Origin of the sequence: Streptomyces sp. NPDC053542, assembly GCF_044544685.1 — a bacterium.
GTDB lineage: Bacteria > Actinomycetota > Actinomycetes > Streptomycetales > Streptomycetaceae > Streptomyces.
On the sequence record NZ_JBITXL010000010.1, the window covers coordinates 145,558 to 159,405 of the forward strand.

At 74.3% G+C, this 13,848-nt stretch carries 12 protein-coding genes and 1 riboswitch; of the genes, 5 read left to right on the top strand and 7 right to left on the bottom strand.

Annotated features, from left to right (window positions below; all coding sequences use genetic code 11):
- Nucleotides 1-206: 206 nt before the first annotated feature.
- Nucleotides 207-3,077, bottom strand: coding sequence for an AAA family ATPase (locus ACIGXO_RS26795; protein WP_399791802.1), 2,871 nt, complete (start codon nt 3,075-3,077; stop codon nt 207-209).
- A gap of 207 nt (nt 3,078-3,284) precedes the next feature.
- Here ACIGXO_RS26795 and ACIGXO_RS26800 point away from each other — a divergent pair, with 207 nt between their 5' ends.
- Nucleotides 3,285-4,124 carry a hypothetical protein gene (locus ACIGXO_RS26800; protein WP_399791804.1) on the top strand — a complete coding sequence of 280 codons (840 nt, stop codon included), beginning with the start codon at nt 3,285-3,287 and terminating at the stop codon, nt 4,122-4,124.
- A gap of 52 nt (nt 4,125-4,176) precedes the next feature.
- Here ACIGXO_RS26800 and ACIGXO_RS26805 read toward each other — a convergent pair whose 3' ends face one another.
- Nucleotides 4,177-5,547, bottom strand: a complete 1,371-nt coding sequence (locus ACIGXO_RS26805) for a purine-cytosine permease family protein (RefSeq protein ID WP_399791806.1) — start codon at nt 5,545-5,547, stop codon at nt 4,177-4,179.
- A gap of 58 nt (nt 5,548-5,605) precedes the next feature.
- A riboswitch (TPP riboswitch) is annotated at nt 5,606-5,700 on the top strand.
- Between the two features lie 3 nt (nt 5,701-5,703).
- Between ACIGXO_RS26805 and thiM the strand changes: the two genes are divergently transcribed.
- A complete protein-coding gene (thiM, locus tag ACIGXO_RS26810; protein ID WP_399791808.1) occupies nt 5,704-6,552 on the top strand; it encodes a hydroxyethylthiazole kinase in 849 nt (282 codons plus the stop codon).
- Nucleotides 6,549-7,241 carry a thiamine phosphate synthase gene (thiE, locus tag ACIGXO_RS26815; RefSeq protein WP_399791811.1) on the top strand — a complete coding sequence of 231 codons (693 nt, stop codon included), beginning with the start codon at nt 6,549-6,551 and terminating at the stop codon, nt 7,239-7,241. The genes thiM and thiE overlap by 4 nt, the downstream gene beginning before the upstream one ends.
- Here the strand turns inward: thiE and ACIGXO_RS26820 are convergent.
- The 4 genes from ACIGXO_RS26820 to ACIGXO_RS26835 form a co-directional block, all read right to left on the bottom strand.
- Nucleotides 7,211-7,879 (bottom strand): DedA family protein, encoded by a 669-nt coding sequence (locus ACIGXO_RS26820; protein WP_399791813.1) that lies wholly within the window; start codon nt 7,877-7,879, stop codon nt 7,211-7,213. The two genes, thiE and ACIGXO_RS26820, sit on opposite strands and share 31 nt — an antisense overlap.
- Nucleotides 7,872-8,672, bottom strand: coding sequence for a lysophospholipid acyltransferase family protein (locus ACIGXO_RS26825; RefSeq protein ID WP_399791815.1), 801 nt, complete (start codon nt 8,670-8,672; stop codon nt 7,872-7,874). Before ACIGXO_RS26825 ends, ACIGXO_RS26820 begins: the two co-directional genes overlap by 8 nt.
- Nucleotides 8,669-9,445 (bottom strand): GNAT family N-acetyltransferase, encoded by a 777-nt coding sequence (locus ACIGXO_RS26830; RefSeq protein WP_399791817.1) that lies wholly within the window; start codon nt 9,443-9,445, stop codon nt 8,669-8,671. Before ACIGXO_RS26830 ends, ACIGXO_RS26825 begins: the two co-directional genes overlap by 4 nt.
- A gap of 198 nt (nt 9,446-9,643) precedes the next feature.
- Nucleotides 9,644-10,387, bottom strand: coding sequence for a GNAT family N-acetyltransferase (locus ACIGXO_RS26835; protein ID WP_399791819.1), 744 nt, complete (start codon nt 10,385-10,387; stop codon nt 9,644-9,646).
- Between the two features lie 349 nt (nt 10,388-10,736).
- Between ACIGXO_RS26835 and ACIGXO_RS26840 the strand changes: the two genes are divergently transcribed.
- On the top strand, nt 10,737-11,273 hold the full coding sequence (locus tag ACIGXO_RS26840) for a hypothetical protein (protein WP_399791821.1): 537 nt from the start codon (nt 10,737-10,739) through the stop codon (nt 11,271-11,273).
- 104 nt (nt 11,274-11,377) lie between these two features.
- On the top strand, nt 11,378-13,012 hold the full coding sequence (locus ACIGXO_RS26845) for a penicillin-binding transpeptidase domain-containing protein (RefSeq protein WP_399791823.1): 1,635 nt from the start codon (nt 11,378-11,380) through the stop codon (nt 13,010-13,012).
- 49 nt (nt 13,013-13,061) lie between these two features.
- Here the strand turns inward: ACIGXO_RS26845 and ACIGXO_RS26850 are convergent, their stop codons facing one another.
- A complete protein-coding gene (locus ACIGXO_RS26850) occupies nt 13,062-13,838 on the bottom strand; it encodes a dienelactone hydrolase family protein (RefSeq protein ID WP_399791825.1) in 777 nt (258 codons plus the stop codon).
- Between the last annotated feature and the right edge of the window lie 10 nt (nt 13,839-13,848).

Genomic DNA, 13,848 nt, shown 5'->3' on the forward strand with positions numbered 1-13,848 from the left:
CGCCCGGCACCTGGATTGACAATTCGGCTCCCGCCTGGTTAAGATGACTCCATAAGCTTCGCCATGCCCGGATATTTCTGAGGGCATGGAAACTCCCAATATACGCGGAGAACCACCCCGGCCGCCAACGCGGACCGGGGTTCGTTGTTTTCCAGCGGCGTTTCTCACCCGTGTTCAGCCGTGTTCGGCGGCTTTTCGCTGCGTGGTCAGTCGACCAGGTCCGCCGCCGCCAGGATGCGGGCGAGGTCGGTCCGCGAGCGGACCTGGAGCTTGCGGTAGACGCGGGTGAGGTGGGCCTCGACCGTCTTGCGGGAGACGAAGAGCGAGGCGGCCGCCTCGGTGTTGTTCAGACCCCGCGCGACGGCCCGGGACACCTGGAACTCCTGCGGGGTCAGCTGGTCCAGCGCGCCCCCGCCGGACGCCCGGCCCACCGGCCGGCCGCCGGCCGCGGCCAGCTCGTTCGCCGCGCGGCGCGCCCACGGCACGGCGCCCAGCGACTCGAAGACGGCCAGCGCCGAGGTCAGCGGGGACCGGGCGGCGGCCGGGCGGCGCAGCCGCCGGGACATCTCGGCCCGGCACAGCAGCGTACGGGCGCGCTCGAACGGCCCGTTGGTGCGGTCGTGCGCCCTGAGCGCCGCGCCGAAGTGCGCCTCGGCCTCCTCCCAGGACTCCGCCAGCAGGCCACGGCAGCGGGCCGCGGCCGCCTCCGCCGACGCCAGCCCCGTCTCCCGGGCCCGGCCCTCCAGCCAGTCCGTGACCTCGGCGGCCCGCCCGTGCCGCCCGGCCCGCATGTGCGCCTCGGCGAGGTCGGCGGCGAACGGTACGGCCTCCGGATTCCGCATCCCCTGCGCCACCGCGTGCGCGAAGGTCTGCTCCAGCTGGTCGGCGGCCGTCTCGTGGTCGCCGTGCGCGAGCGCCGCCAGCCCCACCGCCGCCGTCAAGTACAGCTCCAGGCAGCCGATGCCGCACGGACCGGCCTCCCGCCGGGCCCGCGCCACCCGCTCCTCGCAGCGCACCCGGTCCCCGCGCAGCGCGTCCAGCCGCGCCAGGCAGTACAACGCGTATCCGACGCAGGTGAGCTGCCCCAGCTCCGCCGCCCAGCGCAGCGCCTCGGTCGCGTCCCCGTACGCGGGCGTCCACCGGCCGACCCGGGTCTCCAGCTCGCTGCGGATGGTGAGGGTGAAGGGCAGCACACCGGGAGCGCTCTGCCGGCGGGCCGAGTCGATCGCGGTGTTCAACAGCCGCCTGCTGCGGTCCAGTTGCTCGGCACGGCTCCACGCCTGCCCGGCCAGCGCGTAGAGCTGCTGATTGCGTACCGGGTCGCCGGTGCAGTGGCCGTCGGCGGCCTCCAGCATGGCGGCGCCCTTCGCCACCTCCCCGGCCAGTACCAGGGCGGCGCCCAGCATGGTCAGGCCGATCCAGCGTTCGGGCCCGGTGGGCGAGGCCAGGCTCAGGGAGACCTCGGCGATGCGTACCGCGTCGGTGACATGGCCGTCCATCCGGGCCGGCACCACCGCGTCGGCGTACAGGACGCAGGCCCGGGCCGGGTCGCGGGCGCGGATCGCGTCGGCGGCGTCGACCAGCAGGCCGTACGCGCGCGCCGGGTCGCCGTTCCAGGTGTACATCCGGCCGAGCAGCAGCTCGATGTCGGCCCGTACGGCGGGGTCGGTGGTGGTCCGCAGCGCCTCCTCGCACCACTGCGGGCCGGACGGGGAACCGCCGATGAAGGCGTCGCCGGCGGCCTGCCGCAGCCGCTCGGCGCGGGTGGCGCGCTCCGGGGTCAGCGCGGCGGCGCGCCGCCAGGCCAGCGCGGACTCCTCGAACGCGCTGCGCCGCCGGGCTTCCTGCGCGGCCGCTGCCAGGTCGGCGGCGGCCGCCTCGTCGGGGCCGGGGCTCGCGGCCGCCCGGTACCAGGCGCGCAACGGCCCGGTGGTCACCTCGGCGAGCGCGTGGAAGGCGGCCAGCCGCTGGGCCAGCGGCGCCCGGCCGAGCACCAGGGGGCGCAGGATGGGGTGGCGGAAGTCCAGGCCGTCGGCGGTGGTCACGACCAGGCCGTGCTCCTCGGCGGGGCCGAGGTCCGCCAGGTCCAGGCCGTCGGCGGTCAGGGCCTTGCTCAGGGTGGCCGGCTCGGTGGACCGGTCGGCGGCGAGCACGACGAGGGCCTGGCGGGTGGCGGCCGGGAGGCCGTCCAGCCGGGCCGCCCAGGCGCGTTCCAGGTGGCGGCCGAGGGACGGCGGGCCTGCCAGCGGCTGCTCGCCGCGCGCCTGATGCGGCGTCAGGCCGGTGGCGATCTCCAGCAGCGCCAGCGGGTTGCCGCCGCTGATGGTCACGAGCTCGGCCAGGACGGACGGGGCGATGCGCAGCCCCGCTTCCCGTACCAGCGCGGCGCACTCGGCGGCGGACAGTCCGGTGATCTCGACGGTGGGGACGCTGCGCCGCGCGGTCGCCTCGCCGTGGTCCTCCCGCGAGGTGAGAGCGAGCGCGACGCGGGCGCAGGTCAGCCGCCGTGCGATGAAGAGGAGGGTGCGCTGCGAGGAGGGGTCCACCCAGTGCAGGTCGTCGACGAGGACGACGACCGGGCGCTGCTCCCCCATGGCGACCAGGACGTTCAGCGCGCCCATGCAGGCCGCGTACGGGTTGTCCAGCGGCCGCCCGGACAGCGCCAGGCACGCTTCGAGCGCCTCGCGCTGTACCCCCGGGAGATCCCTGAAACGGGAGGAATGGGGCATCAGGAGGTCGGCCAGCGTGGCGAACGGCAGGACGGTCTCCGTCTCGACGCCGCGGGCGCGGAGGATGTACGGGGTGGGCGGGTCGTGCAGGGTGTGCGCGGTATGGCCGGCGGCGGCGCGGCTCCGAGCCTCGGCGCGGCCCCGCGCCGCTGCGCGTTCCGCCGCGTAGTCGAGCAGCGCCGTCTTGCCGATGCCCGGTTCGCCCCACAGCAGCAGCGCCGCGCCGCAGTCCGCGCCCGCGACGAGCAGGTCGTCGATCAGCCCGCGCTCCCGCTCCCGCCCCACCAGGCCGCACGAAGTCCCGTATGCCGTGGGCCAGTTGTCCCGTACCGGAGGTCCCCCACCCATGTCCGCCCCCTGGACGGCCGCACGCGCCGTGCCCCGAATCGCCGCCGCGTCCGGCCCTGTGCCGCTGCCCCCATGATGCCTCTCGCGGCGCGGGCCGTGAAAGGCGCGACGGCCCCGCCCGCTATGGGGATTTCCCGGAAGCGCCCGGCGGTCGCGGGCGGCTTCACTGGTGTCTCGCGCAGGTGGCGGAACAAGGGGGAACACCTGATGCCTGAGTCAACAGAGGCCGAACCGCGGCTCGACTCGGTCGAGATCAAGGTGACGTTCTCCGCCGCGCGGGCGGCCGCGGCCGCCGAGGCGCTGGCGCCGGGTGATGGGGGAACCCGGCGTCGCGTCCACTTCTGCGAACTGCCGTCCGGCAGCGGGGAATCGGGGGCCCTCCCGCTGCTGGACGGCGGTGTGATCCTGCGGCTGCGCGCCGAGAGCGACCGGCACGGCGCGGGCCGGCACGACGGCGGGGACCGGCACGGTGACGGGGACCAGCGTGGTGACGGGGAGCGGCGCGGGGGCGGGGACTCCACGGTCAAGCTGCGGCCCTGCCGCCGGGCCCGGATCGGTCCGCGGTGGCTGCGCTTCCGCAAGGACGGCCCGGACGAGCTGCGGATCGAGAGCGACTGGTCCACCGAGAACGAGGTTCTCGCCGCCTCGTTGACAACCGACTGCGGACGGTCGACCGTCGACGCCGTGACCTCGGGCGCCCGGCCGCCGCTCACCGCCTTCTCCCGCCGGCAGCAGGAGTTCCTCGCCGAGTGCGCCGACGTGGCCGTCGACTTCCGGGCGCTGCGCGTGCTCGGCCCCGTACACGCCGTGCGGTGGCGCGGCGTACGCCTGAGCCATCACGAACTCGCCTTGGAACACTGGGCACTTGACGCCCACGGCCTGGAGTGGTTCGAGGTCTCCGAACGGGTCGACCCGGAAGGGGCCGAGGTCGTCCAGGCGTCGCTGCACACTCTCGTCCGGAGCCTCGGCCTGGAGCCCGACCTCGAACAGGAGACCAAGACCCGCCGCGTGCTGGAAGCCCTCACGCGCAGCTCCCTCGCGCGCTAGCCGCTCCCCCTCGGACCTGACGACTCGGACCTGACGGCTCAGACCTGACGGCTCAGACCCGACGGCTCCGCAGCCGCAGCGGCGCGTACACCACGACCGAGACCGCGAAGGCCACGAAGTACGCCAGGTCCGCGCCGTGCAGGGCCTCGGCGACCGGCCCGACGTACAGGGTCGTGTCCATGAACGGGACCGCGACGGCGAAGGCCGCGACGAAGGCGAGGACCGCCGGCCACCAGGGCTGCGGACGGGCGAACTCCGCGTGCACGTCCACCGGCTCGCCGCCACGGGCCCGGGCGCGGGCGAGCCAGTCGATCGCGACGATGCCGATGAAGCCGGGGATCCAGTAGCCGACGAAGAGCAGCACGTTCTGGAAGCGGGCCGTGGTGTCGGCGGCGTGCATCCACAGCACCAGCAGGAAGCCGAGCACGGCGGCCACGGCGGCGGCGAGCGGGCGGGGGATGCGGACCCCGGCCGTCTGGAGGGCCAGCGAACCGCTGTAGTCGTTCATGGCGTTGCTGCACACCGCGGACGCGGCAATGGCCAGCAGGCCGAAGGCGCCGAGCGCACCGCCGCCGAGCAGCTTCTGCACGCCCGCTGCCGTCTGCTCGGTGAACAGGCCCGCGGCCCACAGGCCGAGCGTCTGCACCCAGAGGTAGGAGGCGGTCATGCCGAGCAGCGTGTACCAGAACATCCGCGGCCGGGACGCCGAGCGCGGCAGGTAGCGGCTGAAGTCCGAGGCGTACGGGGCCCAGGAGATCGCCAGGCTCAGCGCGACGGCGGTGGTGAGCAGGAACGCGCCGGCCCGGTCGGCGCCGTGTGCGGTGGCGGCGGACGGCAGCGGGACACCGTTGAGCAGCTTGACGCTGAGCGCGAGGAAGGCCGCGCCCAGCACGAAGGTCATCACGCTCTGGAGGCGGTGGATGGCCTCGTACCCGAGGACGCCGACGACACCCTGGAGGACGAGCACGGTGAGTGCGCCCAGCCAGAAGGGCCAGCCCAGCAGCCGGGCCAGCGCGTCGCCGCCGAACAGGCCGATCAGCGCGTCCCAGGCGATGGAGGAGAGCCACTGCAGGACGCCGGGCAGCACGACGCCGCGGCCGAAGGCGAGCCGGGAGAGCGGCAGCTGTCCGGTGCCGGTGAGGCTGCCCCACGTACCGAGGTACGCGGACGGCGCAGCGCCGAGCAGCGTGCCGAGCGCCATCGCGGCGAACGCGGTCCAGAAGTCGAGCCCGAGGGCGATGCCCACGGTGCCGGTGAACACCCCGGTCATGGTCAGGTTGGGCGCGAACCACACGGTGAACAGGCGGCCGGGGCGGCCGTAGCGGTTGTTCTCGGGCACGGGGCCGATGCCGTGCCCTTCGACGGACAGGTCACCGGCGCCGGCGGGCATCCGCCCGTCGAACACAGGACGCTCGAGGGTCATGGGTCATCCAGGGGTTGGGGTTCCGGTTCGGGAACGAGTTGCGGGTAGCATGGTGGGCACACGAGACACGGGGTGCCCATCTCAAGGGCTGAGATCACACCCGTCGAACCTGATCTGGTTCGCACCAGCGAAGGGATGTCACAGAGGAATGCCCCTATGACGCGTCCGGCCGACGACCTGCTTGCCACGGCCCGGCAAGCGCTCATCCGCGTACGCCATGAAACACCACTGGTGCAGTGCCTCACCAACCAGGTCGTTTCGAACTTCACGGCCAACGTCCTGCTCGCGCTGGGCGCCGCCCCGGCCATGGTGGACATCCACGAGGAGGCCGGCCCGTTCGCCGCGGCCGCCTCCGGGGTGCTGGTCAACCTGGGCACACCGCACGCCGAGCAGCGTGCGGCCATGACCGAGGCGGTGGCGTCGGCGGCCCGGGCCGGGACACCGTGGGTGCTGGACCCGGTGGCGATCGGCTCGCTGCCCGTACGGACCGCGCTGGCGCGCCGGCTCTCCGCGCAGGGCCCATCCGTCGTGCGCGGCAATGCCTCCGAGATCATCGCGCTGGCCGGGACCGGAGGCGGCGGGCGCGGCGTGGACGCGACGGACGAGGTCGAGTCGGCGGCCGCGGCCGCGCGCACGCTGGCCCGCGCCACGGGCGCCGTGGTCGCGGTCTCCGGGCCGGTCGACCTGCTCACGGACGGCGAGCGGACGGTACGGGTCGCCAACGGGGACCCGCTGCTGACCCGGGTGACCGGCGGCGGCTGCGCGCTCGGCGCGGTACTGGCGGCCTTCGCCCCGCCCGCCCCGTCGTTGCCTTCGTCAGTCCCGTCCCCGGACGGTGACCGGCTCGCCGCCGCGGTCGCCGCCGTGACGGTCTACACCGTGGCCGCCGAGGTCGCGGCCGAGCGCAGCGGCGGGCCCGGCAGCTTCGCGGTGGCCTTCCTGGACGCGCTGTACGGCCTCGACGAGGAGACGCTCGACAAGCGGGCGGCCATCTCGTGGGCGTGAATCCCGTGGGCGTGCACGGCAATCCGGGCCTGCCCGCCCCGCTGGATCTCTCCGTCTACCTGGTCACCGACGCGGCGCAGGCCGCCGCGTGCGGCCGGGACGTGCCCGGCACGGTCGCCGAGGCGGTGGCCGGCGGGGTCACGGCGGTCCAGGTGCGGGAGAAGGACGGGACGGCCCGGGACTTCCTCGACTCCGTGCTGCGGATCTCCGCCGTACTGCCCGAGCACGTCGCGCTGTTCGTCAACGACCGGGTGGATGTGTACCTGGCGGCGCGCGCGGCCGGCGCGCGGGTGACCGGGGTGCACATCGGCCAGTCCGACCTTCCGGTGGCCGCCGTCCGCGCGCTGACCGGACCGGACGCGGTGATCGGGCTGAGCGCCGCGACGGAGGACGAGCTGCGGGCCGCCACCAAGGAGCCGGCCCGGGTCGACTACGTCGGCATCGGCGCCCTGCACGCCACCCGTACCAAGGCGGACGCGCCGCCGGAGCTGGGCATCGAGGGCTTCGCCCGGCTGGCGCCGCCCACGCCGCTCCCGGCGGTGGCGATCGGCGGGGTGACGGTGGCGGACATGGCGCCGCTGCGGGCCGCGGGCGCGGCGGGCGGCGCGGTCGTCTCGGGCATCTGCGCGGCCGCCGACCCCCGTACGGCGGCGCGCGCTTACGCGGAGGCGTGGGGCCGGGCCGCCTGAGAGCCGCTGTCGGCTGCCACCACCCTGCTCCGCCCCCGACGGGCCGTCAGCCTGCGGGCTCCCTCCAGTACGCCCACGATCACCAGCGCCAGCGCGAACGCCAGCAGCAGTCCGTTGAGCGGCTCCTCGGCGAAGGCCGCGCCACCGACGTAACCGATGGCGGTGCTGGTGACCGCCCACAGCGTGGCGCCGGCCGCGTCCAGCAGGACGAAGCGGCGCAGCGGGAACCGCAGGCTGCCGGTGGACAGTGCGGACGCCACCCGGCCGCCGGGCAGGAAGCGGGCCGCCACCACCAGCGTCGTGGCGTGCCGCCCGACCATGGCGCGGGCCCACGCGTACCGTTGCCGGCCCTTCTCGCCGCGCAGCAGCCGGTCGATGGCGCGCGGCCCGGCCCAGCGGCCGATGGCGTGGCCGAGGCAGTCGCCGCCCAGCGCGCCCACCGCGGCCACCAGCGCCAGCAGCGCGAGCTGCGGAAGGTCGGCGCCGGTCAGTACGGCCACCGTCACCACCGTCGTCTCGCTCGGCATGAACGGCAGCAGCGCGTCCAGGCCGGCCACCAGCAGCACGATCAGCCAGAGCCAGGGCGAGTCCAGCTGCGTCTTGACCAGCTCCGCGAACTGGTCGAACAGCTCAGACATGGACCGGCGGCCGGGTGCCGCGGATCGTCGCGTGCGCCTCGGTGGCCAGCGTCCGCCGGTCGCGCTCCCCGGGGTCCAGCTCCGGGTGGGCGGTGACCCGTACCGTGAGGTCTCTCGCGCCGATCACTCTGTGCAGCGAGGTCGCGAAGTCCTCGTCCCCGAGGAACGCGGCCACCGTACTGGGCCTGCCGTGCTGGAGGTAGGTGATCGTCACGGGCCGGACGGGCGCCCTCGCGTCGATCGCGGCCTGGAACGTCGCCCGCCGGAAGCCGCCGCCCGACTCCGTGCACCAGGTCGTGCCTTGCGGGAACACCATGACCGAACGGCCGCCGCGCAGGGTGGCCGCCAGCTTCGCCACGTCCCGCGGCAGCGTGCGCAGCCCGTCGCGGTCGATGAACTGTGCCCCGGCTTTCCGCGCCAGCTCCCCGAACACCGGCCACTGGCCCACCTCCCGCTTGGCCAGCGGCATCGAGGGCTCCACCGCCAGCAGGGCGATGACGTCGAGCCAGGAGATGTGGTCCGCCACGATGAGCGTCCCCGGGCCGCCGGGCCCGCGCGGCACGCTCAGCGACGGCGTACTGCACTCCAGCCGCAGCCCGAGGGCGCGGAGCACCGCGCGCGCTCTGGCCCGCATCACCCGCTGGTCGGCGAGGCGCGGCCCGGCCACCATGCCGCGCGCCAGGGCGCCGGCCAGCGCCGCGTACCGGCGGGCCCGCTGCGCGCCGGAGACGTGCGGCACGGCATGTGCGGCACAACTGGGCGTGCAGGGGGACGTGACGCCCCAGGGACTCATCGGGACTCCCCGAGGAAATAGCGGTAGTAGCGGTCGTTCAGCTGGTCCATGTCGAGCACGATGAAGAAGTCGGCGACGCCGAACTCCGGGTCGTGCGCGGGCGCGCCGCACACCCAGGCGCCCAGCCGCAGATATCCGCGGAACAGCGGGGGCAGCCCGGCGTATCCGGGCTTGTCGTCCGCCACCGGTCCCGTGGGCTGCCAGGGGCGGTGCGGGCGGACCGTCATGCCGGCGGGCGGAGCGTGCTTCTCGGCGCACAGAGACCAGGCGTTCGCCGCCGCCCGGCCGCCGTCGGCCAGCGGTACGGAGGCGCAGCCCGCGAGGTAACGGTGGCCGGAGAGCAGGACGTACCGGGCGAGCGCGGCCCACATCAGGTTGATCACCGCGCCGGAGCGGTGGTCGGGGTGGACGCAGGAACGGCCCGCCTCGATCATCGACGGCCGGATGCCGGCCAGCGCGCTCAGGTCGAACTCGCCGTCCGAGTAGGAGCGCTCGGTGCGTCCCGGCGGCAGCAGCCGGTAGGTGCCGACCACTTCGCCGGTCACCGTCTCGGTCACGATCAGGTGGTCGGCGAGGCCGTCGAAGATGTCCGTGTCGTGGCCCGCCAGCGCCGGGTCGAGGGTGGCGCCCAGTTCCTCGCCGAACACCTTGTGGCGGAGCCGCTGGGCGGCGCGTATCTGCTCGGTGGAGTCCGCGATGGAGGTGACGTAGGAGCGGGTTTCCGTCGCGGTCGGGGGCGTCGCGGTCGAGGGCGTCGTCGGCGTCGTCGTCATGGTGGGCGCTTCTCCGTTCGCTGGGTGTCCGCGGCGCGGGAACGGGTACTCGACGGCCCCGCACCGTTCCCGATCGACGGTAGGAGCCGGGTGACTCACGCCGCAGTGCCCGAAGGTCTGAGGCGGCCCCTGACCTTCGTCAGGGGCCCCGTTCCGCCGGGCGGAGGAGCGCGGCCCCGGTGCGTGCCGGGGATATCCCTACTCCCCCAGGAAGAAGCGCCGGTAGCGGTCGTCGATCCGCTCCATGTCCAGCAGCACAAAGAAGTCCGCGACGTCGGACTCCGGGTCGTGGGACGGTGCCCCGCACATCCAGGCGCCGATCCGGAGGTAGCCGCGGAGCAGCGGCGGCAGCAGCGCGTAACTCGGCTCGTTCTCGATCACGCCCGGCGGCGTCCACGGGCGGTGCGGGTGCACCCGCAGCTCGGCCGGGGAGCAGTGCTTGGTCGTTCCCAGCAGCCAGGCGTGGGAGGCCGCCTGGCCGCCGTCGGCCAGCGGGACGGAGGCGCAGCCCGCGAGGTAACGGTGGCCGGAGAGCACGACGTACCGGGCGAGCGCCGCCCACATCAGGCTGATCACCGCGCCGGTCCGGTGGTCCGGGTGCACGCACGCGCGCCCGGCCTCCACCAGGCGGCCGCGTACCTCGTGCAGCGCCCGCAGGTCGAACTCGCCCTCGGAGCAGAAGCGTTCGCTGCGCCCCGGGGGCAGCAGGCGATACGTGCCGACCACCTCGCCACTGGCGGTGTCCGTCACGAGCAGGTGGTCGGCCGACGCGTCGAAGCCGTCGACGTCGTGGCCTGCCAGCGGGGTGCGCAGCCGGGCCCCCAGCTCCCCGCCGAAGACCCGGTGGCGCAGCCGCTGCGCGGCCCGTATCTCCTCCGTCGTGTCCGCGATGGAGGTGAGGTACGAACCGGTGGCCGCGGCAGCGGTGGATACCGAGAGCATGAGAAATGTTCTCCCTTCCTGGGGACTTTCCCGGGGACGGCCGGCGCCGGACCGCACGCCCGGCGGACACTCGCGCCGGAACGGCCGGTGCGCCGCTCGACCATGAAAGCTACGAGTGCCCCTCGGGGCCCGGCATCGGCCGAAAGACACCGGCCGTTCCCGCCGTTCGGCAGGCGGCCCTACCGCGTTCCGGTGCCGGGCCCAACAGAGCCTGCCGGTCCCAGTACGAGGCCGAGCGGCCCTGCCCGCCGGGTGCCGAGGGGTGGCAGAATCCCACTCGCTCCCGCGTCGCGGCACGGCGGGCCGCGACGGCTTGTCCCATCAGGTCTTGATGCCGAGGGAGACCGCGATGACGTGGACCGCCCCTTCCCTGCACCCGTTGTGGACCTCTGTCCTGCGCCGGCTCCGGCCGGCCCTGCTGACGGTGCCCTCCCGAACGGCCCGGCCCGCCCGTGTGGCCCGGCCCGCCCGGACGGCCGGTACCGCGGCGGCGGCCGGTGACGCCGACGGCGGGATCGGACCGTCCCCGGTCGCGGTACGCCGGTACGCCGACCGCACCGTCATCGAGGTGCACCGCCCCATCCGGCCGGCCGCCGAACCCCACCTGGGGCGGCTGCTGAACGCCGTCATCCGTCCCGGCAGCGGCGATGTCGTCGTCGACCTGCGCCGGGTGGGCCGGGCGGACGGCGCCGCGGCGCTGGTCCGGCTGGCCCAGGTGCTCTGCGCCCACCACGAGGTGGACTGCTCGGTCGAGTACGACGCGTCGGAGACCACTTCGGCCCGCCCGTCCCCGAGCAGAGCCCTGCCCGACGCGCGGGCAGCGCCGCGCCGCCGCCCGGACACCGCCGCACCGAAGCGGCCTCCGTATGCCGAAATCGCTATCTGATAACGGACTTCCGTTCGAACGTCCCTTTCACCACGTCCGCCCCGTACCGTGCTTCTCAATGCCCCTTTGATCTTGTTCAGGGGCTCTGGGGAGGGGGAAACGACATGCGCAGCGGGGTGAAGACCGCCCTCGTCGGCGGGGTGTTCGTCGTGGTGGGCGGGGTCGTGCTGTACGGCGGCTGCAACCTGGTGAACGGGATCGCCGGGTACGGCGACGGGGGCGGCACCACACAGGCGGCACCGACCGGCCCGCCCAGCGCCGAGGAGACGAGACGAACGGCGGAGGACTTCCTCGCCGCCTGGGCGAAGGGCGACAGCGCGGCCGCCGCCGCGCTCACCGACAACCAGGAGGCCGCCCGGAACGAACTGGCCGGATTCCACGACCAGGCGCACCTCACGCAGGTGGTGATCACGCCCGGCGAGCGGACCGGCACGACCGTGCCGTACAAGGTCACGGCGAAGGTGTCGTACAAGGGACGGACCGCTCCCCTGTCGTACTCCTCCGAGCTGCGGGTCGTCCGCGGCCGGACCACGCACAAGCCGCTGGTGGACTGGCGGCCCTCGGTGCTGCATCCGCGGCTCGGGAAGGGCGAGTACCTGGTGACGGACGCGGGGGCGGCACCGGAGATCAAGGCCCTCGACCACCGCGGCCGACCGCTGGCCGAGGAGCGTTACCCCTCGCTCGGGCCCGTCCTGGACGGCCTGCGGGAGAAGTACGGCAGCAAGGCCGGCGGCACCCGCTCCATCGGGCTGCGCATCGAGAACGAGGCGGGTGAGACCACCGGCACCCTGGTCACCCTCCAGAAGGGCCGGGCCGGGACGCTGCACACGACGCTGGACGCGGACGTGCAGGCGGCGGCGGAGCTGGCGGTGCAGGAGTACGACGAGTCCTCGGTCGTGGCCGTCCGGCCGAGCACGGGCGAGATCCGGGCGGTGGCCAACAACCGCAGGGACGGCTACAACGCGGCGATGCTGGGCAGAGTGGCGCCCGGCTCCACGATGAAGATCGTCACGGCCGCGATGATGATCGAGAACGGGGTGGGCGACGCGGCCGGCAAGGCGGAGTGCCCCGCCACGGTGTCCTGGGAGGGCTACACCTTCCACAACCTCGACGACTTCTCGATCGCGGACGGCACGCTGACCGACGCGTTCGCCCGGTCCTGCAACACCGCGTTCATCAAGGCCGTCAAGCCGCTGAACGACAAGGGCATCGCGGGCACCGCGCTGGGCACGACGGCCCGGGAATCCTTCGGGCTCGGCGGGGACGACTGGCAGACCGGTATACCGTCCTTCGACGGCAGTATCCCGGAGTCGTCCGGGGTGGAGACCGCCGCCTCGTACATCGGCCAGGGCAAGGTCCAGATGAGCCCGCTGGCCATGGCATCCGTCACCGCCACCGTGGTCAACGGCGGCTTCCGGCAGCCCGTCCTCGTACCGCGGTCGCTCGACGGCCGGACCCTGGCCACCGCGCGGCCGCTGGCCCCGGCCGTCGCCCGGCAGCTGCGGGGAATGATGCACGCGGCGACCGTCGGCCAGGGCACGGCGGTCGCCGCGATGGCGGGCGTCGGCGGGGACAAGGGCGCGAAGACCGGCTCCGCCGAGAAGGACGGGCAGGACCGGTCCAACAGCTGGTTCACCGGCTACAGCGACGACCTCGCGGCCGCGGCGCTGGTCCAGTCGGGCGGCCACGGGGGCGACGCGGCGGGGCCGGTGGTGGCGCGGGTGCTGCGGGCGGGGTAGCCGGCTTCCGGCTGCGCGCGGGGCAGGCCCGCCTCGGCCCGCCCGCGGCTCACGCCGGCTTCAGCCTGCGGGAGAAGAGGTCCAGCAGCGCGTCCCAGTGCCGGGCCAGGCCCGCCTCGCTGTAGGCGGCGGTGTCGGACATGGTGAAGCCGTGAATCGTGTCCGGGTACACCTCGGAGCGGTACGTCGCGCCCGCGGCCTCCAGCGCCGCCTCCAGCTCGGCGACGTGCTCGGCGTTCATGCTGTCGTCCTGGGACGCGTGCCCGAAGTACAGCTCCGCCTCGATGTCACCGGCCAGCCGGTGCGGGCTGTCCGGCGCGTCCGTGACGAGGTGGCCGCCGTGGAAGCTCGCCGCGGCGGCGACCCGGTCCGGGAACCGCGCCGCGGTGCGCACCGAGAGCACGCCGCCCATGCAGTAGCCCGTCAGGCCCACCGCACCGGCGCGCACTTCCTCCTGTCCGGCCAGGAAGTCGAGGTAAGCGCCGGCGTCGCGCATCCCGACTTCCGGAGTCAGCTCGTGGACCATCGGCATGACCTGCGCGATGAACGCCTCCCGGCTCTCCTGCCTGCTGAGGTCGGGGAGTTCGATGACCGGCGCCTTCCCGTGCCGGTAGAAGAGGTTCGGCAGCAGGACGTAGTACCCGTGCGCGGCGAGCTCGCGAGCCATGTCCTGCAGCCGCGGACGCAGGCCGATGGCGTCCATGTAGAACAGCACGGCGGGGTGGCTGCCGCCTCCTGCCGGGTGCGCGACGAACGCGTCGCACGCACCGTCCGGCGTGCTGATCGTCACCGACTTGGATTCCGTCCTCGCTGTCTCCGCTGCCATGCCTTCTCCT